Annotated in this window: 16 protein-coding genes; 4 read left to right on the top strand and 12 right to left on the bottom strand. The window is 72.2% G+C overall.

The window, feature by feature from the left end; translation table 11 throughout:
• Window positions 1-13: 13 nt before the first annotated feature.
• Window positions 14-2,362, bottom strand: coding sequence for an ATP-dependent zinc metalloprotease FtsH (ftsH, locus tag G567_RS26630; protein ID WP_084795825.1), 2,349 nt, complete (start codon window positions 2,360-2,362; stop codon window positions 14-16).
• Window positions 2,363-2,665: 303 nt separating this feature from the next.
• Between ftsH and G567_RS0103795 the strand changes: the two genes are divergently transcribed.
• The gene (locus G567_RS0103795; RefSeq protein ID WP_245585520.1) at window positions 2,666-3,643 is read left to right on the top strand and encodes a S1 family serine peptidase; all 978 of its coding nucleotides are present in this window, start codon (window positions 2,666-2,668) and stop codon (window positions 3,641-3,643) included.
• A gap of 9 nt (window positions 3,644-3,652) precedes the next feature.
• Here the strand turns inward: G567_RS0103795 and hpt are convergent, their stop codons facing one another.
• The 4 genes from hpt to dacB form a co-directional block, all read right to left on the bottom strand.
• On the bottom strand, window positions 3,653-4,216 hold the full coding sequence (gene hpt, locus G567_RS0103790) for a hypoxanthine phosphoribosyltransferase (protein WP_028928923.1): 564 nt from the start codon (window positions 4,214-4,216) through the stop codon (window positions 3,653-3,655).
• A gap of 76 nt (window positions 4,217-4,292) precedes the next feature.
• Window positions 4,293-5,285: a tRNA lysidine(34) synthetase TilS gene (tilS, locus tag G567_RS0103785; RefSeq protein WP_028928922.1), complete on the bottom strand. Its 993-nt coding sequence runs from the start codon at window positions 5,283-5,285 to the stop codon at window positions 4,293-4,295.
• 126 nt (window positions 5,286-5,411) lie between these two features.
• The gene (locus G567_RS0103780) at window positions 5,412-6,488 is read right to left on the bottom strand and encodes a zinc-dependent metalloprotease (protein WP_186814188.1); all 1,077 of its coding nucleotides are present in this window, start codon (window positions 6,486-6,488) and stop codon (window positions 5,412-5,414) included.
• Between the two features lie 18 nt (window positions 6,489-6,506).
• Entirely contained in the window at window positions 6,507-7,937 is a 1,431-nt protein-coding gene (dacB, locus tag G567_RS0103775) for a D-alanyl-D-alanine carboxypeptidase/D-alanyl-D-alanine endopeptidase (protein WP_051232213.1), read from the bottom strand.
• A gap of 165 nt (window positions 7,938-8,102) precedes the next feature.
• Here dacB and G567_RS0103770 point away from each other — a divergent pair, with 165 nt between their 5' ends.
• On the top strand, window positions 8,103-8,612 hold the full coding sequence (locus G567_RS0103770; protein ID WP_028928919.1) for an inorganic diphosphatase: 510 nt from the start codon (window positions 8,103-8,105) through the stop codon (window positions 8,610-8,612).
• A gap of 49 nt (window positions 8,613-8,661) precedes the next feature.
• Here the strand turns inward: G567_RS0103770 and G567_RS0103765 are convergent, their stop codons facing one another.
• The 3 genes from G567_RS0103765 to G567_RS0103755 all read right to left on the bottom strand — a co-directional run bounded on the left by G567_RS0103765 (window position 8,662) and on the right by G567_RS0103755 (window position 10,709).
• Window positions 8,662-8,916, bottom strand: a complete 255-nt coding sequence (locus tag G567_RS0103765) for a hypothetical protein (RefSeq protein WP_028928918.1) — start codon at window positions 8,914-8,916, stop codon at window positions 8,662-8,664.
• Between the two features lie 97 nt (window positions 8,917-9,013).
• Entirely contained in the window at window positions 9,014-10,228 is a 1,215-nt protein-coding gene (locus tag G567_RS0103760) for an acetyl-CoA C-acetyltransferase (RefSeq protein ID WP_028928917.1), read from the bottom strand.
• Window positions 10,229-10,256: 28 nt separating this feature from the next.
• Window positions 10,257-10,709 carry a MaoC family dehydratase gene (locus G567_RS0103755; RefSeq protein WP_028928916.1) on the bottom strand — a complete coding sequence of 151 codons (453 nt, stop codon included), beginning with the start codon at window positions 10,707-10,709 and terminating at the stop codon, window positions 10,257-10,259.
• Between the two features lie 138 nt (window positions 10,710-10,847).
• Here G567_RS0103755 and G567_RS26625 point away from each other — a divergent pair, with 138 nt between their 5' ends.
• Window positions 10,848-11,657, top strand: coding sequence for a SirB1 family protein (locus G567_RS26625; RefSeq protein WP_051232211.1), 810 nt, complete (start codon window positions 10,848-10,850; stop codon window positions 11,655-11,657).
• Window positions 11,658-11,729: 72 nt separating this feature from the next.
• A complete protein-coding gene (surE, locus tag G567_RS0103745) occupies window positions 11,730-12,518 on the top strand; it encodes a 5'/3'-nucleotidase SurE (RefSeq protein ID WP_028928915.1) in 789 nt (262 codons plus the stop codon).
• Between the two features lie 21 nt (window positions 12,519-12,539).
• Here the strand turns inward: surE and G567_RS26620 are convergent, their stop codons facing one another.
• Genes G567_RS26620 through G567_RS0103725 form a run of 4 tightly spaced genes read right to left on the bottom strand, consistent with a single transcriptional unit; the run spans window position 12,540 to window position 19,217 of the window.
• The gene (locus G567_RS26620; protein WP_084795821.1) at window positions 12,540-14,372 is read right to left on the bottom strand and encodes an MFS transporter; all 1,833 of its coding nucleotides are present in this window, start codon (window positions 14,370-14,372) and stop codon (window positions 12,540-12,542) included.
• 51 nt (window positions 14,373-14,423) lie between these two features.
• Window positions 14,424-15,572 carry an acyl-CoA dehydrogenase family protein gene (locus G567_RS0103735; RefSeq protein ID WP_186814189.1) on the bottom strand — a complete coding sequence of 383 codons (1,149 nt, stop codon included), beginning with the start codon at window positions 15,570-15,572 and terminating at the stop codon, window positions 14,424-14,426.
• Window positions 15,573-15,574: 2 nt separating this feature from the next.
• The gene (locus tag G567_RS0103730) at window positions 15,575-17,590 is read right to left on the bottom strand and encodes an ATP-binding protein (protein ID WP_028928913.1); all 2,016 of its coding nucleotides are present in this window, start codon (window positions 17,588-17,590) and stop codon (window positions 15,575-15,577) included.
• A gap of 52 nt (window positions 17,591-17,642) precedes the next feature.
• Window positions 17,643-19,217, bottom strand: a complete 1,575-nt coding sequence (locus tag G567_RS0103725) for a carboxyl transferase domain-containing protein (protein WP_211223844.1) — start codon at window positions 19,215-19,217, stop codon at window positions 17,643-17,645.
• Window positions 19,218-19,409: the final 192 nt, after the last annotated feature.

The following is a 19,409-nucleotide window of genomic DNA, read 5'->3' as shown; positions in this document are numbered from 1 at the left end:
GAGACGTTCGCGCTCAGTTCCCGCCGCCCTGGTTCGGGCCCGGGGGGTCGGCCGGCTCGGCGTCGCCGTCGCGCTCCGGCCCGCCCCGCGGGGGCCGCGTGGGATCGGGTTGCCCCTGCTGGTGCCCGCCCTGCCAGTGCGGCGGCGGCCACGGCTGGCCTCCCGGGGTCGTCGCGGGGCGCCAGTCCGGCGGGGCCCCGTAGTTCGGCGGCACGGAGGTGGGCTGGTCGGGCCGCGACCCCTGCTGCCCCGGCGGGGTGCCCCAGCCCGGCCCGTACGGGGCGCCGGGGAACGGCGGGGGTGGGAACGGCGGGGCCTGCTGGCCCGGCCCGGTCGGGTAGCCCCCGTTCGGGCCCGGCACGGGCACGCCGTACCCGCCGCCGGGGTAGGACCCGACCGGGGCCGGCTCGCGGGCGGGTTCGGTGTCCGGCGGCCAGGGTTCGCCGCGCTCGCGGGCCCGCTCGGCCGGGGTGAGGATCGGCGGCTTCTCGGAGGGAGTGCGCCCGCCGAAATCGTTGAACGCGGTGATCCGCGGCCGCTTCTCGACCCGATCGAAGATCCGCTCCAGGTCCTTTCGGGAGAGCGTCTCCTTCTCCAGGAGCTCGAGGACCAGGTCGTCGAGAACGTCGCGGTAGGTGTTGAGGATGTCCCACGCCTCGGTGTGCGCCACCTCGATGAGCGCGCGCACCTCCTCGTCGATCTCGTGCGCGACCTCGAGCGAGTAGTCGGCCTGCGCCCCCATCGACCGGCCGAGGAACGGATCGCCCTGCTCTCGGCCGTAGCGCACCGCGCCGAGCCGGGCACTCATCCCGTACTCGGTCACCATCGCCTTGGCGATCTTGGTGGCCTGGTCGATATCGGACGACGCGCCGGTGGTCGGCTCGTGGAAGACGAGCTCCTCGGCGCTGCGCCCGCCCATCGCGAAGACCAGCCGCGCGATCATCTCCGAGCGCGTCATCAGGCCCTTGTCGTCCTCGGGGACGACCAGCGCGTGCCCGCCGGTGCGGCCGCGCGGCAGGATCGTGAGCTTGTAGACCGGTTCGAGATCGGGCATCGCCCACGCCGCGAGCGCATGTCCGCCCTCGTGGTAGGCCGTGATCTTCTTCTCTTCCTCAGAGATGATCTTGCTCTTGCGCCGGGGCCCTCCGATGACCCGGTCGACCGACTCCTCCAGCGCGGCCCCCGTGATCACCGTCCCGTGCTCCCGGGCGGTGAGCAACGCGGCCTCGTTGATGACGTTGGCCAGATCGGCACCGGACATCCCGACGGTGCGCTTGGCCAGCCCGTCGAAGTCGACGTCGTTCGCGAACGGCTTGCCCTTGGCGTGCACGTTGAGAATCGCGCGTCGGCCCGCCAGATCGGGGGCGCTCACCGGGATCTGCCGGTCGAACCGGCCGGGGCGCAGCAGCGCGGGGTCGAGGATGTCGGGCCGGTTGGTGGCCGCGATGAGGATGATCCCGCCCCGCGGGTCGAACCCGTCCATCTCCACGAGCAGCTGGTTGAGCGTCTGCTCGCGCTCGTCGTGACCGCCACCGAGGCCGGCGCCGCGCTGGCGTCCGACCGCGTCGATCTCGTCGACGAAGATGATGCAGGGCGCATTCTGTTTCGCCTGTTCGAACAGGTCGCGCACCCGGGAGGCGCCGACACCGACGAACATCTCGACGAAATCGGAGCCGGAGATCGTGTAGAACGGCACGCCCGCCTCGCCGGCGACGGCCCTGGCGAGCAGCGTCTTGCCGGTGCCGGGCGGACCGTAGAGCAGCACGCCCTTCGGGATCTTCGCGCCGAGCGCCTGGTAGCGGGCGGGGTTCTGCAGGAAGTCCTTGATCTCGTGCAGCTCCTCGACGGCCTCGTCGGCTCCCGCCACATCCGCGAAGGTCGACTTCGGCATGTCCTTGGACAGCTGCTTGGCCTTCGACTTGCCGAAGGACATCACCCGGTTCCCGCCGCCCTGGGCGTTGTTCATCATCCAGAACAGGATGAGCAGCACCAGCCCCAGCGGGATCAGGTAGATGAGCATCGTGACCAGGAAGGAGTCCTGGCGCACGGCGGTGTTGAACTCGGGGTTGCTGGTCGCGTTCTGCAGCGAGGTGAAGATCTGGCCCGAGGCCTGGGCCGGGTACTGCGTGATGATCTGGGTGGAGCCCTCGACCGGGGTGTTCAGGGTCAGCCGGAGCCGCTGCTCCTTGTCCTCGACGAGGGCCTTGTTGACATTGCCGTCGGCGATCTGGGCCAATGCCGTGGACGTCGGGACCTGCGTGTATCCGCGGGTGTCGTCGAACAGCGCACTGAACGTGAAATAAATCAGGATCGCGGCGAGGATCCAGATCAGCGGGTTGCGGAGCAGGCGCTTGCGGTCCATGCAGCTTCGGCCTGGCGGCCTTCACCCTCCCTGGCGAGTATCTCCGGCAGCGACCCACCGCGGATGCGCCAAGCCGGCCCCGAGTCAGCCAGGATAGCGGCCTCGCGGCGGACCTGCGTCACCGCTGGCGGCGGACGAACACTGGCGACCACCGAGGTGGACGTTCGTCTGCATAACGAGCGAGCCGTCCGCGGTGTTCCCCGAGGTGGCCGCCGCACCGCCGCGGCGCCCGCAGACCCGGCCGCGACACCATCGGGGACATGGTCCACCCTTCTTCACCTGAAGCGGGATATCCCACAGGCGATGTTGGTCGTTGACGAAGCGAGGCGGGAGCGGTTCCCGCCCACGGTGGCGGGGGAGCACATGGGTCTGAGGTCCGGAGTCCGGCTGCGCGGAATGGCGGTCGCGGCCGCCACCGTCGGCGTCGTGGCCGCGGGAGCGCTGACGCTGCCGGCCACGGCGACAGCGGATCCCGCGATCTCCCCGCAGGCACAGGTCGGCGCGTCGCCGTGGGCGCCCGCCGGCGGCGCCGCGATCCACCCGGGGGTGCAGACCACCACCGCGGGCGGCGGGACCTGCACCAGCAACTTCGTCTTCACCAGCGGCGACCGGACGTTCATCGGCCAGGCGGCACATTGCGCGGGCACCGGCCAGGCGACCGAGACCAACGGCTGCGACTCGGCGTCGATGCCGCTGGGCACCGAGGTCGAGATCGCGGGCGCGAGCGTGCGAGGCACCCTCGCCTACAGCTCGTGGCTGACGATGCAGGACCGCCAGGAGACCGATCCCGACATCTGCGCGTTCAACGACTTCGCGCTGGTGGAGATCGACCCTGCCGATGCGCCGAACGTCAACCCTTCGGTCCCGTTCTTCGGCGGCCCGACGGGCCTCGACGTGGACGGTCTGCCCGTGGGCACCCGGGTCTACTCGTACGGCAACTCGCCGCTGCGCGCCGGCGTCAGCGCGCTCGGCCCGAAGGCGGGCATCAGCGCGGGCGACGTCGGAGGCGGCTTCGGGCACGAGGTCTACACGGTGAGCCCCGGCGTCCCTGGCGACTCCGGCAGCGCGTTCCTCGACGACCATGGTCGCGCCGTCGGCGTCCTCTCGACGCTCAACCTCGCGCCGCTGCCGCTGAGCAACGGGCTCGCCGACGTCAGCCGCGCGCTCGCCTACGCCAACGAGTACGGCGGCGTCGGCTACGTGCGGCTGGTCGAAGGCACCGAGCCGTTCACCCCGCTGCCGCTGCCCGTCCCGGCCCCCGGCCTTCCGGTCGCCGGCTGATCCAGGCACTCAGGCGTAGACGGCCGGAGCGAGCGTGCCGATGAACGGAAGGTCGCGGTAGCGCTCGCCATAGTCCAGCCCGTAACCGACGACGAACTCGTTCGGGATGTCGAACCCGACATACTTCACCGGCAGCTCGACCTTGACGGCATCGGGCTTGCGCAGCAGCGCGCATACCTCCAGCGAGGCGGGGTTGCGCGTCTCCAGGTTCTTCAACAGCCACGACAGCGTGAGCCCCGAGTCGATGATGTCCTCGACGATGAGCACGTGTCGGCCCGAGATGTCCCGGTCGAGGTCCTTGAGGATCCGGACCACCCCCGACGACGACGTGGACGACCCGTACGAGCTCACCGCCATGAACTCGAGCTGGACCGGCACCGGCAACGCGCGGGCGAGGTCCGTCATGAACATCACAGCGCCCTTGAGCACACCGACCAACAGCAGGTCGGAGTCGAAACCGAACCCGTCGCGGTCAACCGTGTAGTCGCGCCCGATGAGCTCGGCCAGCTCGGCGGTCTTGTCCCGAATCTGCTGCTCGGTGACCAGGACGGACGCGATGTCCCCGTCGTACAAGGGGCGGCCTCCTCAACACGGGGCCCGCAGGCCCGGCGATCAGTACGGGCGACCGACCGTCGGTCCCCGCCCGACCTCAACCGCCCGGCGGCGCCTCGGTCCGGCGCACCAGAAGCGTGCCATCTCGGCGAACCAGCTCCAAACCGCCGGGGATCGCGACCCCGCCCTGCCCGCGCCAGCGGCCCACGAGATCATCCGCGGAACGCAGGTGCCCGTCGGTGAGCTCCTTCGCGCCCGCGTCGAGCAGCCAGTCCCGCAGCACCCGCCGCCGGACCGCGGGCGGCACGGGGGCAAGGTCGGCGGATCGCAGGCCACCCCCCGGCGCGGCCGCGTCACTCGCCGCGGCGCGGACCCGCGCGGCCCAGCCCTCGAGCGCCTCGCCGTCCTCCTGCAGTTGACCGGCCGTGCGGGCGAGCGCCTCGGCCACGCCGCCCGCGAGCACCTCCTCCAGCAGCGGCAGCACCTCGTGACGCAGCCGGACCCGGGTGAACCGCGGGTCGATGTTGTGCGGATCGTCCCAGACCGGCAGGCCGAGGCTTCGGCAGGCGGCGCGGGTGACGGCACGGCGCACCCCGAGCAGCGGCCGTGCCCATGGCGGATCCCAGGGCCGCATCCCGGCGATCGAGCGCGGCCCAGAGCCCCGGCCGAGACCGAGCAGCACGGTCTCGGCCTGGTCGTCCAAGGTGTGGCCGAGCAGCACGGGCGAGTCGGGATGCGGGCGCGCCGCCGCGAGCGCGGCATACCGGGCCCGGCGAGCGGCGGCCTCGACCCCGCCCGGCCCCTCGACCGTGACGGTTCGGACCGCCGAGGGAATTCCGCGGCCGGACAGCAGCGCCGCCAGTTCGGCGGACCGCTCCGCCGATCCGGCCTGCAGCCCGTGGTCGATGATCACGGCCCGCACCCGGCCGGGGTGCAGTGCCCGGACCGCGAAGGCCAGCGTCAGCGAATCGGCCCCGCCCGAGCAGGCGACGACCGGCGGCGCCGCCCTGGCCGCGGCGGGCAGCGCGGCGAGGCCCCGGCGCACCGCGAGCCGCACCGCGGTCAGCGCAGGGTCCGGCCGCCGGCTCATGCGCCGAGGTTACGAGGACGCCCGCCGCGAGCCCTCCTCGCGTCATGGCTCCATACCGTCGCCCCAAGCCCACCCCCAGCGCATTATGGGGCCATGACGCTGTGACAGGCCGGGCCTCCCGGGGCGCTAGACCACGCGGCGAAGCCAGGCCGCCGGATCGGCCAGCTCGGCGCGGGTGGGGAGCGTCTCAGGCGACTCCCACACCCGGTTGAAACCGTCCATCCCGATGGCGAGCACGACGTAGCTGGTGAACGCGGAGCCCAGCGCGTACTGCTTGACCTTCGCCTCCACGCCGAGCAGCGCGCGCAGGATCCGGTCGAGCAGCCCGCCGCCCCGGCGGCGAATGGTGAATCGTTCCCGGATCGTCGCGACGCTGGGCACCACCTCGGGGCCGACGGCATCCATCACGTGGTCGGCGTGGCCCTCCAGCAGGGTGGTGAGCGCGAGCAGCCGGTCGAGCACGGCGCGCTGCTCGGGGCCCTGCAGCAGCTCGACCATGACCAGCGCATCCCCACGGGACTCCTTCAGGCTGCGCAGCGCCTCGGGCATCCGGTTGAGCAGGCCGCCGGCACCGCTGTCGGCGATCGAGAGGAACCGTCCGATCTCGGCGGCGAAGAAGTCGCGCAACCACGGGACGGCGGTGAACTGGAGCCGGTGGGTGGCCTCGTGCAGGCAGACCCACAGCCCGAAGTCGGCGGCGGGGACGTCGAGGGCGCGCTGCGCTCCGTGCACATTCGGTGCGACCAGCAGCAGCCTGCCGCTGCCGGCGGCGCCCCCGAACGGGTCGTACTGGCCGAGCACCCGGCCGCCGAGATAGGCCAGTACCGAGCCCACCTGCAGACCCGCGGTGGCGCCGGTGACGGCGCGCGCGAACTGAGGTGTCCGGGGCAGCCGAGCGCCCGCGGTGAGCGCAGCCATCCCGTCGACGGCGGCGGCGGCCCACGCCGGCCGGTCGACGACGTCGGCCGGCAGCAGCGGCAACCCGGCGCCGAGGCCGGTCACGTCACGGACATGCCCCTCGGCGACGACGGCGTCGGCCCGCAGCCGGTCGACGAGCTCCTCGGCCTCGGAACGGGTCGTCGGCGGCCCCGGCTGGACCAGCCGGGCCGCCGTTCGGCGAGCGAGGTCCCAGTTCACCGGAAGGCCGCGTTCGGTCTCGAGCGCGGGCGGGGTGGCGGCGGAACCGGTTGGTACGGACTGCACCCGTTCGAGGCTACGCACTCAGCGGCAACCGCATCGGCTGAGCGCGGCGGCGATGGCGTCGAGCTGGGGTCGCACGCTCGCCGGGGACTCCCCGTTGGACATCAACGCGAACACCAGCAGCCGTCCGTCGGTGTCGGTGACGACCCCCGCCAGGCTGCTCACCCCGGTCAGGGTGCCGGTCTTCGCGCGCACGACGCCGCGTCCGTCGGTGGATCTGGCGGTGTCGAACCGGTCGTCGAGGGTGCCGTCACCGCCCGCGACGGGCAGCCCGGTCAGGATCGGCCGGAGGAACTGGGTGTCGCGGGCGCCCTGGGCCGGCGCCGCCGCGGCCGACAGCAGCGCGCCGATCAGTTTCGGCGACACCCGATCGGCCGTGGACAGCCCGCTGCCGTCGACGAGCCGGACCCCGCTCGGGTCGAACCCGGCCTGCGCGAGCGCCGCCACCACCTGCTCGGCCGCGCCGGTGAACGAAGGGTCGCCGCCGCGGGCGATCGCGACCTCGCGGGCGAGCGCCTCGGCGAGCACGTTGTCCGAGGTGCGCATCAGGTGCTCGACCAGGTCGCCCACCGGCGCCGAGGCCACCGATCCGAGCACCTTCGCGTCCGGCGCGGCGACGGTCTCGGACACCGCGCCCGGGTCGGCGCCGAGCTTCTCGGCGAGCGCCTGACCGGCCGCGAGGGCGGGCTGGGCGACGCGCGGTCCGTCCTGCAGGGTGGGATCGGCACGACCGCCGTCGAGCATCAGCGGCACGATCGGGGCGACGTATCCGCCGGGGACATCGGCGGGCAGCCAGCCCTTCGCGAGCACCGGGCCGGTGTAGCGGCTGGTGTCGACGTACACCGTGCGGACCCGCTGCCCGGGCAGCGCCTTGCCGACCGCGGCGGCGAGGTCGTCGAGCCGGGAGGGCTGCGGGTAGACCGAGTCGCGGCCGGCAGGCAACGCGGTGAGGGTCGGGTCGCCACCGCCGACGAGCACGACCGAGTCGGGGGTGGGTCCGGCCACGACCCTGGTGTAGAGCCGCTTGGTCGAGTCGAGGGTCAGCAGCGCCGCCGCCGCAGTGACCACCTTGCTCACCGATCCCGGGATGAGGGCCTCCCCCGGGCTCCGTTGCCACAGCGTCGCGCCACTCGCCGGGTCGATGACGAGGCCCGCGAAGTCGCCGAGGAGGGCGGCGCCGGCGAGTGGGCCGAGTGTCGCGCTCAGCCCCTCGGGGGTGGGCAGCGGGGCGTCGGCGGGCAGCGGCCCCAGCACGGGCACCGGGGCCGGCAGCGCGGCCGCAGCCTGTCCTCCGCCGCCGAGGCCCAGCCCGGAGACGAGGGAGGGTCCCGAGAGGGCGACCGCGGAACCGGTCGCGCCCGCCAGCATGAACACCAGCAGGATGACGACGGCCCGCCGCCCGCCGCGGCTCGGAACGCGGAGCGTGTTACCGATCCGCTGCCCGAAGCCCACCGGTTCCTCCCCCGCTCACGTCATCCAGCCATCACCGGTGACGTAGACCCCTCGACAGCCCACACCGGGAAGCGGTCCCCCACACTAGACGTCGGCGCCGAACCCGGTCGTCCGACCGGCATCGGCTCTCACCTGCCCTCACCGACCATCAGGAGCATTCACACAGTGGACTTCGACGTCACCATCGAGATCCCCAAGGGCGGCCGGAACAAGTACGAGGTAGATCACCTCACTGGCCGGATCCGTCTCGACCGGACGCTGTTCACCGCCACGCAGTACCCGGCCGACTACGGCTTCATCGAGAACACACTGGGGGAGGACGGCGATCCGCTGGACGCCCTGGTGCTCGTCCAGGAGCCGACCTTCCCCGGCTGCCTCATCCGCGCCCGCGCGATCGGGATGTTCCGGATGAAGGATGAGAAGGGCGGCGACGACAAGGTGCTGTGCGTGCCCGCCGAGGACCCGCGCCTGGAGCACCTGCGCGATATCCACCATCTGCCCGAGTTCGATCGGGCCGAGATCCAGCACTTCTTCGAGATCTACAAGACCCTCGAGCCCGGCAAGAGCGTCGAGGGTGCCACCTGGGTCGGCCGCGCCGACGCCGAGCAGGAGATCATCGCGTCCCGGGAGCGGGAGCGGGCCCGCGTCGCCGCGGAGGCCGACGAGCAGCACTGAGCTCGCCCGCCGGGCAGGGCAACGGCGCCACGCCCGGAACCGGTCGTTCTCAGGAGGCGGGACGCAGCGCCAGTGCGCTGCGTCCGGACGGAGTCAGCACGGCGGGGGCGGGAACGCGGCCGAGAACGGGAGCCTCGACGAGGCCCGCGGCGATGAGCCTGCGGGCGGCGGTGAAGTCGGCGCAGGGAACGTCGTCGACGAGCAGCACCGGCTCGCACGAGCGTCGGAACGTGCAGCGGCCTGCTGCGACGGCGCGCAGCAACCCCAGATCTCGACCCGTCAGATCGGCGCCAACTCTGGACATCCCGGCTCCCCTCGGCGAACGGTGCCTCGCTGAGCATTTCGTCCGCCGAGGGGCAATGTTTCAAGTCCTGTGACGTATTTGAGACGGCGAGCGGGTCTCAGGACCTCCGCTCGAACACCGCGGCGAGACCCTGCCCACCCCCGATGCACATGGTCTCCAGGCCGTAGCGGGCGCCGCGGCGGACCATCTCCCGGCTCAGGGTGGCCAGGATCCGCCCGCCGGTGGCCCCGACGGGGTGCCCCAGCGAGATCCCGGACCCGTTGACGTTCATCCGCTCGAAGTCGGTCGGGGTGAACCCCCACTCCCGGGTGCAGGCCAGCACCTGAGCGGCGAAGGCCTCGTTCAGCTCGATCAGGTCGACGTCCTTGAGCGCCAGCTCGGCCGCGTCGAGCGCGCGGGCCACCGCGGGCACGGGCCCGATGCCCATCGTCGCGGGCGCCACCCCGCCGACCCCCCAGGACACCAGCCGCACCAGCGGCCGCAGCCCCAGCTGCTCGGCCTTCGCCGGGTGTGTGACGACGCAGATCGCGGCGCCGTCGTTCTGGCCGCTCGCGTTGCCGGCGGTCACGGTCGCCTCGGGGTCGTCCCGGCCCAGGATCGGACGCAGCCGGGCAAGCGTCTCGGCCGTGGAGTCCGGGCGGATGTGCTCGTCGCGCTCGACGCGCACTTCGTCCTTGCGGCCCTTGACGGTCACCGGGACCAGCTCGTCGGCGAACCGGCCCGCCGCGGCGGCGGCGGCCGCGCGCTGATGGCTGCGCGCCGCGTACTCGTCCTGCTCCTGACGCGAGATCGAATACTCCCGGCGCAGGTTCTCCGCGGTCTCCAGCATCCCACCGGGAACCGGGTAGTTGACCCCGCCCGCGGTCACCCGCCCACGGGCCAGCGCGTCGTGCAGCATCACCCCGGGCCCGCCCTTGGCCCCCCAGCGCATCGAGGTGGAGTAGAACGGCGCGTTGCTCATCGACTCGGCGCCGCCGGCGAGCACCACCTCCGAGGCGCCCGCCTGCACCTGCATCGCCGCGTAGATCACCGCCTGCAGCCCCGAACCGCAGCGCCGGTCGATCTGCAACCCGGTCGCGGTCACGGGCAGCCCGGCATCCAGCGCGGCGACCCGGCCGATCGCCGGGGCGTCCATGGTCGGATAGCAGTTGCCCAGCAGCACATCGTCCACCGACTCCGCCGGGATCCCGGTGCGCTCCAGCAGCGCCGTGATCACCGTCGTCGCGAGCTCGTGGGCCGGCACGTCGCGCAGGGACCCGCCGAACCCGCCGACCGGGGTCCGCAGCGGTTCACAGATGACCGCCTCACGCATCGATGCGTCTCTCCTTCTGTCAACCGTGCTAGACGTACTGGCGCGTCAGCCACTCGGCGACGAGCGCCGGGCGGTCGGAGCCCTCCATCTCCACGGTGATCTTGTTCGTGAGCTGCACGCCACCGTCCACATCGGCGACGTCGGTGAGCTCGATGCTGCCCCGGATCCGGCTGCCGACCTTCACCGGAGAGGTGAACCTCACCTTGTTCAGCCCGTAGTTGATGCCCATCTTGACGTTCTCGACCTTGTAGACCTGGCTGACGAACTCCGGGAGCAGCGACAGCGTCAGGAAGCCGTGGGCGATCGTGGTGCCGAACGGGCCCTCCTTCGCGCGTTCGACGTCGACGTGGATCCACTGATGGTCCTCGGTCGCATCGGCGAACTGGTTGATCCTGGGCTGATCGACGGTTATCCATCCGCTCTTCCCGAGCTCGGATCCCTTGGCCGCACGCAGCTCGTCGATCCCGCCGATGACACGCATGCTCCTACCCCTTCAACTCGAAACGGGGCGGCCGGCTGGCCGCACCAGTGCCGACCTCGCCACCCTGCCACACCATCGGGTCTCGGCAGACTGTGTCGTTGGACGGCATTCGGTCTGCGGAACGAGCACGATGGTCGGGTGGACCCGGTCGAACGCTTCGCTGTCCTGGTCGCCGCGCCGGAGCCGGCGCTGGACGACGGCGCGCTCGCCATCGCCGCGGGCGCCGATCCCGCCCTCGACCCGGCGCCATGGCTCGCCGAACTCGACCGGCTGGCCGATGGCGTCACGTCGCTGGACGGTCTGGTGCACCGGCTGTTCACCGAGGCCGGCTTCACCGGGAACACCGCCGAGTACTACGACCCGCGCAACTCGCTGCTGCCGCACGTGCTGACCCGCCGGACCGGGATCCCGATCACACTGGCCGTGGTGACCATCGAGGTGGGCCGCCGGGCCGGGATCGAGCTGGAGGGCGTGGGGATGCCGGGCCACTTCCTGGTCCGGCCGGTCGGCGGCAGGCAACATCTCGACGTGTTCGCCGGCGGCAGGCTGCTCGACGACGCCGCGTGCGAGACGCTGTTCCGCGACGTGACCGGCGCGGGCCCCGATGTCCCGTTCGGGCCCCAGCTGCTGGCCCGGTCCACGACCCGGCAGATCCTCACCCGGATGCTGGAGAACCTGCGGGTGATCTACCGGCACCGGCAACGGCCCGCCGATCTGGACTGGGTGCTGCGGATGCGGCTCGCGCTGCGCCCCGGGCACCCCGACGAGATCGCCTTGCTCATCGACCTGGCTCGGGTGCAGGGCGACCGGGGCCGCTGGCTCGACGGCGCCCGGATGCTCGACCGGTACGTCGCCGCGGCGGCCGCCGATCCGGCCTCTCCGGTGACGGCGGCCGAGTTCGATCGGTTGCGGACGGCCGCCCGGGCGCTCCGGGCGCACCTGAACTGACCGGCGGTCCACCCGCGTGGGACCGCTCTCCTCCGAGCGCCATCGGCCGTCGTGCTCACCTACGGTAGATGCGTGGACGACACTCGCCGGCTCCGCGCCCTCATCACCAACGACGACGGGATCGACTCCCCCGGCCTGTGGGAGCTCGCCGCCGCCGCGCGCGGCGCGGGACTCGACGTGACGGTGGCGGCGCCGCACACCGACTCCAGCGGGGTGGGCGCCTCCGTGCTCTCGATCCGCAACGGCGACGGCACCGCGGTGCATCCCCGCGAGCTTCCCGGGCTGCCGGGCGTCCCGGCGTTCGGCGTCGAGGCACACCCCGCCTTCATCGTGCACGCGGCGGGCCGCGGGTGGTTCGACCCGAAGCCCGACATCGTGCTGTCCGGGATCAACATCGGCGCCAACGTCGGTCGTGCGGTCCTGCACTCCGGCACCGTCGGCGCCGCCCTGACCGCCAGCCTGCACGGCTGGTACGGCCTCGCTGTTTCGCTCGACAGTGGACTGTGGATGCCCGAGAACCCGCATTGGGACGCCGTCGCGCACGTGCTGCCCGAGGTGATCGAACTGTTGCTGGCCAGGGAGCCGGGCACGGTGTTCTCACTCAACGTGCCCAACTGCCCTGCGACCCAGCTCGGCGAGCTGCGCGAGGCGCGGCTGAGCCGCTTCGGCGCGGTACAGGTCCGCGTGGTGCACCGCGACGGCGACCCGCACGGCGCGTTGCACGCGTCGGTGGACGAACCGGCCGAGGCCCCGGAGCCAGGGACGGATGTCGCGCTCCTCGCCGAGGGCTACCCGACGCTCACCGAACTCCAGTCGGTGGCCGAACGGCCCGGCGTGCTCAGCGCCCGCGTGGCCACCTGACCGCCCGCGGGCCGGCCGGGGTCAGTGCACGTCGGCGCCGGTGAGCGTCTCCTCGAGCCGGTCGGCGATCTCGACGACGATGCGGAACGGACGCTCGAACCCGTCCAGGTCCAGCTCCTCCAGCGCGATGGAGTGCCGGAACAGCACCACCCCGTCGGTCGAGGCGACACCGCCGACGACCGAGTCACCGGCCAGCTCCAGCAGCCGGGCCAGGTCGATGTCGGTGGCCCTGGCGACGGGCGAGGCGATCTGCGCCCACGGGTGGCCGTCGTCGCCGGTGACCTTCCGCACCACAACCAGCTGCGTCCGGTCACCGGTGGTCGGGAGGTTGAACCACAGCTCCTCCCCGTGGGCGCGCATGATCTCGTATCGCACTCGGACGTAGGACACCAGATCGTCCCAACTTGCCACCGTCGGCTCCTCCCGGTCGTCGAGCCGGACCGTACCGCTCTGCCCCGGTCGCGTATACGCGGGCATCCGCCGCCATACCAGCACGGCCGCCGCCGTGCAGACCGCCGCGGCAACGAACACCGCGGCCCGGAAGCCGTCGACCAGCCCCCGATCACCGTCGACGAGGATCTGGCCGTGCGCGGCGATCGACGCGGTCGTCGTCAGCGCCACGCCGAGCACCGCACCGAGCTGGCGGGCCTCGGTGACCACGCTCGCCGCGAACGCCCGGTGTGCGGCGCCGAGCGTGCGCAGCGGCCCGATGCTGGCCGGGGTGAACACCATGGGCCGGGCCAGCGCGAGCACGAGCAGCCCCGGGATGAGCGCCGCCACCCCGCCGAGGCCGGCGGCCCAGCCCAGCGCGGCGAGGCCCACCGCGGCCAGCACCAGCCCCGGCAGCACCAGCGCCCGCGGTCCGCGCCGATCGGCGAGTCGTCCGGTGTGGATCGACAACAGCGGCGTGCCCAGCCCGGCCACCGCGATCACGACACCGGCCCGCAACGCGTCGAGCCCCAGCCCGTGCTGCAGGTACAGCGCCAGGGACACGGTGGCGCCGAAGACCGCGAACTGGATGGCGAACAGCGCGGCCACCGAACCGGCCAGCATCCGGTCGCCGAACAGCCGGAAATCGATCACCGGGTGCCTGCTGCGCCGCTGGCTCCAGCCGAACAGCCCGAGCACGGCCAGCCCGCCCGCGATCGGCGCGATCGCCGGCGTCCCGAGGTCCGCGACCCCGACGACCCCGACGACCAGCGCGGCGAGGCCCACCAGCAGCAGCCCGATCCCGGGCCAGCCGACCGGCTGCGCAACCGACTCCCGCGAGGGGGTGATGTACCGCCATCCGAGCACCAGTGCGAACACCACCACGGGCAGGTTGACCAGGAACAGCCACCGCCAGCCGACCGTCAGCAGCGCCCCGGCGAGCAACGGGCCCAGCACGAGCAGCGTGGTGCCGCCGGTGGACAGCACACCGATCGCCCAGCCGCGCCGGTCGTCGCCGACGGCGCGGCTCGTGGTGCTCAGCGCCAGCGGCTGGACGATCGCCGCGCCGATGCTCTGGACGAACCGGGCCGCGAGCAGCAGTCCGAGCGTCGGTGCCGCCGCGCACAGCGCCGACCCCAGCCCGAAGACGGCCAGCCCGCCCAGAAACACCCTCCGTCGTCCCCAGTGATCGGCCAGTCTGCCCGCAACCGCCATGAACACGGCCATCGCCAGCAGGTAGCCGGTGATCGTCCATTGCAGCTCGTCGAGCAGTGCTCCGAACTCTCGCCCGATCGCGGGCAGGGCGACGGTCACCGCGGTCTGGTCGAAGAACACCAGCGCGTTCGCCGACAGGGTGCAGGCCAGCACGCGATGGCTGTGGCGCTCCAGCGACCGCCACCCGTCCGCTCCGGTCCGGCCGCCCATCGCGTGCCCCCGTCGTGAGCCGAGGTACCGGTGGGGACGCGGACTGCCCGGTCAGAGGCCCAGTAGCCGGGCGATCAGCATCTTCTGCACCTCGGAGGTGCCCTCCCCAATTTCCAGGATCTTGGCGTCGCGGTAGAAGCGGCCGACCGGGTACTCGTTCATGAATCCGTAGCCGCCGAAGATCTGGGTGGCGTCGCGGGCATTGTCCATCGCCGCGTTCGAGGCGACCAGCTTGGCAATGGCCGCCTCCTTCTTGAACGGCTCACCGCGCAGCATCTTGGCCGCGGCGGCGTAGTAGGCCAGCCGCGCGGTGTGCGCCCGGGCCTCCATATCGGCGATCTTGAACTGGATCGCCTGGTAGGCGCCGATCTTCTGGCCGAACGCCTCGCGCTCCTTGGCGTAGCGGATGGACTCGTCGATACAGCCCTGGGCCAGCCCGACCGAGAGCGCGGCGATCGCGATCCGGCCCTCGTCGAGGATGGACAGGAACTGCGCGTAGCCGCGGCCGCGCTCGCCGAGAAGGTTCGCCGCGGGCACCCGGCAGTCGTCGAAGAACAGCTCGCGGGTGTCGGAGGCGTTCCAACCGACCTTCGAGTACTTCTCCGACACCCGGAAACCCGGGGTCCCGGCCGGGACCATGATCGCCGAGATCTCCTTCTTGCCGCCCTCCCGCTCGCCGGTGATGGCGGTGACGGTGACGAGCGAGGTGATATCGGTGCCGGAGTTGGTGATGAAGCACTTGGAGCCGTTGATCACCCATTCGTCGCCGTCGAGCCGTGCCGTGGTGCGGGTGGCGCCGGCATCAGAGCCGCCGCCCGGTTCGGTGAGCCCGAACGCGCCCAGCTTCTCGCCCGCGGTCAGCGCCGGAAGCCATTTGCGCTTCTGCTCCGGCGTGCCGAAGCGGTAGATCGGCATGGCGCCCAGCGAGACCCCGGCCTCCAGGGTGATCGCGACCGAGGAGTCGACCCTGGCGAGCTCCTCGAGGGCGAGGCACAGCGCGAAGTAATCCCCGCCCATGCCCCCGTACTCCTCGCTGATGGGCAGGCCGAACAGGCCCATCGCGCCCATCTTCGCCACCAGGTCGTAAGGGAACTCGCAGCGCTCGTAGTACTCCCCGATGACCGGGGCGACCTCCTTGTGCGCGAACTGCTCCACGGTCGCCCGCAGCGATTCCTGCTCCGTGCTGAGCTCGAAGTCCATGATCACTCCATTTCCGAAATGTGCTCGACGACGGCCAACACGGCGTCCTTCGCGACGGTTCTGCCCGCGCGGGCGCGCAGCTCGCGGACCACCCCGTCGACCGGGGCGGTGAGCACGTGCTCCATCTTCATTGCCTCGACGACGACGAGCCGCTGACCGGCGACCACGTGGTCGCCATCGGCGACCTCGACGACGGTGACCGTGCCGGGCATGGGCGAGAGCACGGGCCCGCCGGCGGCGGCGTCGGCGTGCCGGGCGGCCTCGAGCGGCTCCTGTTCGCGGAGGGCCCACGCCTGCCCGTCCCGGGCCAGCCACAGCGTGGCCCCGTCCTGCGCCACCGCATAGGCCCGGGTGACATTCCCCCGGGTCACGAGGCACTGTGAGTGCGCAACAGTGTTGGAACACTGTTGCGCGCTCACAGGAGAGAAGGGGGCGTCGCCGACCGAGACCTCGGCGGCATGGGCCCGCCCGCGGACCCGGACCTCGGCCGGCTCGTGGCCGGCCACGAGCATCCGCCAGGTGGTCACGGCGGGCTCGCCGATCCGCCAGCCGCCCGGCACGTCGAACGGGTCGACCATCGGCCCGGCGGGCTCCAGCCGCGCCAGTGCGTGCAGGGCGGCGGCGACGAGCACGTCGTCGGGCAGCCCCCCGGCCACCAGAGCGGCTGCCCTGCGGCCGACGAGCCCGGTGTCCAGCCGTCCCGCGCGGACGTCGGCGTCGGCGAGCAGCGCGCGCAGGAATCCGATGTTCGTGCCCAGCCCGAGCAGGACCGTGTCGCCCAGCGCGGTGTCCAGCCGCCGCAGCGCCTCGTCCCGGTCGGCGCCGTGGGCGATCACCTTGGCGAGCATCGGGTCGTAGTCCGAGCCGACGATGCCACCCGCCGCGATACCGGAGTCGACCCGGACTCCCGGGCCGCCGGGCTCGCGCAGCGCCAGGATCCGGCCGCCGGTGGGCAGGAAGCCCGCGGCGGGGTCTTCGGCGTAGATCCGGGCCTCGACCGCATGTCCGGTGAGCTCGACGTCGTCCTGGGTGATCGGCAGCCGCTCGCCCGCGGCGACCCGCAGCTGCAGCTCCACCAGGTCCAGTCCGGTGACCATTTCCGTGACCGGGTGCTCGACCTGCAGCCGGGTGTTCATCTCCATGAAGAAGAACTCGTGGTCCTCTCCACCCGCCCCGGCCTCGACGATGAACTCGACGGTGCCGGCGCCGGTGTAGCCCACCGCGCGGGCCGCCTCGACCGCCGCGGCCCCCATCCGTTCCCGCTGCGCGGGCGTGAGCAGCGCCGACGGCGCCTCCTCGACGATCTTCTGGTGGCGCCGCTGCAGGCTGCATTCGCGCTCGCCGAGATGCACGACGTTGCCGTGGACATCGGCCATGATCTGGACCTCGATATGCCGCGGCGTGGTGATCAGCCGCTCGACGAGCAGCGTGTCGTCCCCGAAGGAGCCGCGTGCCTCACGTCGCGCGCTCGCGATGGCGTCCGCGAGGTCGTCGGCGCGATGCACCGCACGCATCCCCTTGCCACCGCCGCCCGCGCTCGGCTTGAGCAGCACCGGGAAGCCGACATCCTCGACGGCGAGCGCGAGCTCCGCGTCGGACAGCCCCGCTCCGTTCGAGCCGGGCACGACCGGGACGCCCGCCTTGGCCACGGTCGCCTTGGCGCGGATCTTGTCGCCCATCGCCTCGATCGCGGCGGCCGGCGGGCCGACGAACACGATCCCCGCCTCCTCGCACGCGGCCGCGAAGGCGGTGTTCTCGGAAAGGAAGCCGTATCCAGGGTGGATCGCCTGCGCCCCGGTGGCTCGCGCCGCGTCGATGACGGCCGGGATCGACAGGTAGCTCGCGGCCGCGGCGGCCGGGCCGATCCGGACGGCGACGTCGGCGGCGGCGACGTGCGGCGCATCGGCGGTGTCGCCGTCGGAGTAGACGGCCACGGACCGGACGCCCATGGCGCGCAGCGTGCGGATCACCCGCATCGCGATCTCGCCGCGGTTGGCGATCAGGACGGTGTCGAACATGCGAGGCTCCTGGGCGGGACGGGGGCGGGAGTGGGCACGGCGCGAGCGGGCGTCACATCCGGAAGACGCCGAAGGCCGGATCGCCCAGCGGGGCGTTCGCCGCCGCCGACAGGGCCAGCCCGAGCACCGTGCGGGTGTCCGCGGGGTCGATCACGCCGTCGTCCCACAGCCGGGCCGTCGAGTAGTAGGGATGGCCCTGTGTCTCGTACTGCGCTCGGATCCGGTCCTTGAACTCCTCCTCGGGCTCCGGATCGTTCGGCGAGCGGACGGTGGACAGCACCATCGCCGCCTGTTCGCCGCCCATCACCGAGATCCGCGCGTTGGGCCACATCCACAGGAACCGCGGCGAGTACGCCCGCCCGCACATGGAGTAGTTCCCGGCGCCGAAGGACCCGCCGATGATCACCGTGAACTTCGGGACCCGGGTGGAGGCCACTGCCGTGACCATCTTCGCGCCGTGCTTGGCGATCCCACCCGCCTCGTACTCACGGCCGACCATGAATCCGGAGATGTTCTGCAGGAACACCAGCGGGACCCCGCGCTGGTCGCACAGCTGGATGAAATGCGCGCCCTTGAGCGCGGACTCGGCGAACAGGATCCCGTTGTTGGCCACGATCCCGACCGGATGGCCGTGCAGCCGGGCGAAGCCGGTGACCAGGGTCGTCCCGTACTCGGCCTTGAACTCGTGGAACCGGGACCCGTCGACGATCCGGGCGATCACCTCGCGCACGTCGTACGGGGTCCGCGAGTCGGTCGGCACCACGTTGTAGAGCTCGGCCGGATCGGCCTGCGGCTCCTCGGTGGGCCGCACGTCCCACGGCCGCGGGGCGCGCGGGCCCAGCGTCTCGACGATGGAGCGGACGATCTGCAGCGCATGCGCGTCGTCGGCGGCGAGATGGTCGGTGACCCCGGAGACCCGCGAGTGCAGGTCGCCGCCGCCCAGCTCCTCAGCGCTGACGACCTCGCCGGTGGCGGCCTTCACCAGCGGCGGCCCGCCGAGAAAGATCGTCCCCTGGTTGCGGACGATCACGGCCTCGTCGCTCATCGCGGGCACGTACGCGCCGCCCGCGGTGCACGAGCCGAGCACCGCGGCGATCTGCGGGATGCCCAGCCCGGACATCGTGGCCTGGTTGTAGAAGATCCGGCCGAAGTGCTCGCGGTCGGGGAAGACCCGGTCCTGCTCGGGCAGGTAGGCGCCGCCGGAGTCGACGAGGTAGATGCACGGCAGCCGGTTGTGCAGGGCCACCTCCTGCGCGCGCAGGTGCTTTTTGACCGTCATCGGGTAGTAGGTGCCGCCCTTGACCGTGGCGTCGTTGGCGACGATCACGCATTCGCGACCGGCCACCCGGCCGACGCCGGTGATCATTCCGGCGCCCGGGGCCTCGTCGCCGTACATCCCGTTCGCCGCCAGCGGGGAGAGCTCGAGGAACGGGCTCGACGGATCCACCAGCGCGTCGACCCGGTCGCGCGGCAGCAGCTTGCCGCGCTCGACGTGCCGGGCGCGAGCCCGCTCGGAACCGCCCAGCCGAGCTGCCGCCAGCCGGGCGTTCAGGTCCGCGACCAATGTGCGGTGCGACTCGGCGTTGCGCGTCGCCGCCTCGTCACTCGGGTCGACGGCGCCGGACAAGGTCGCGGTCACAGGCCCCTCCTCGGTTAGCGGTCATTAACAGGTTAGCGGTCATTAACACGATGCGCCAGACCCCGGTCCGCGAGCCTCCGACCAGGCTCGCCTTAGTTAGGGCAGCCTGCGCTGTATAAGAGACGGTAAGTAGTCGATCGTGTTCCCAGAGTCATCGGCACGTGCCCTTGACCAACAGTG

This window comes from Pseudonocardia asaccharolytica DSM 44247 = NBRC 16224 (assembly GCF_000423625.1).
Lineage (GTDB): Bacteria > Actinomycetota > Actinomycetes > Mycobacteriales > Pseudonocardiaceae > Pseudonocardia > Pseudonocardia asaccharolytica.
Note: the sequence above shows the minus strand (reverse complement) of the source record. Positions and strands in the feature narration are given on the sequence as shown.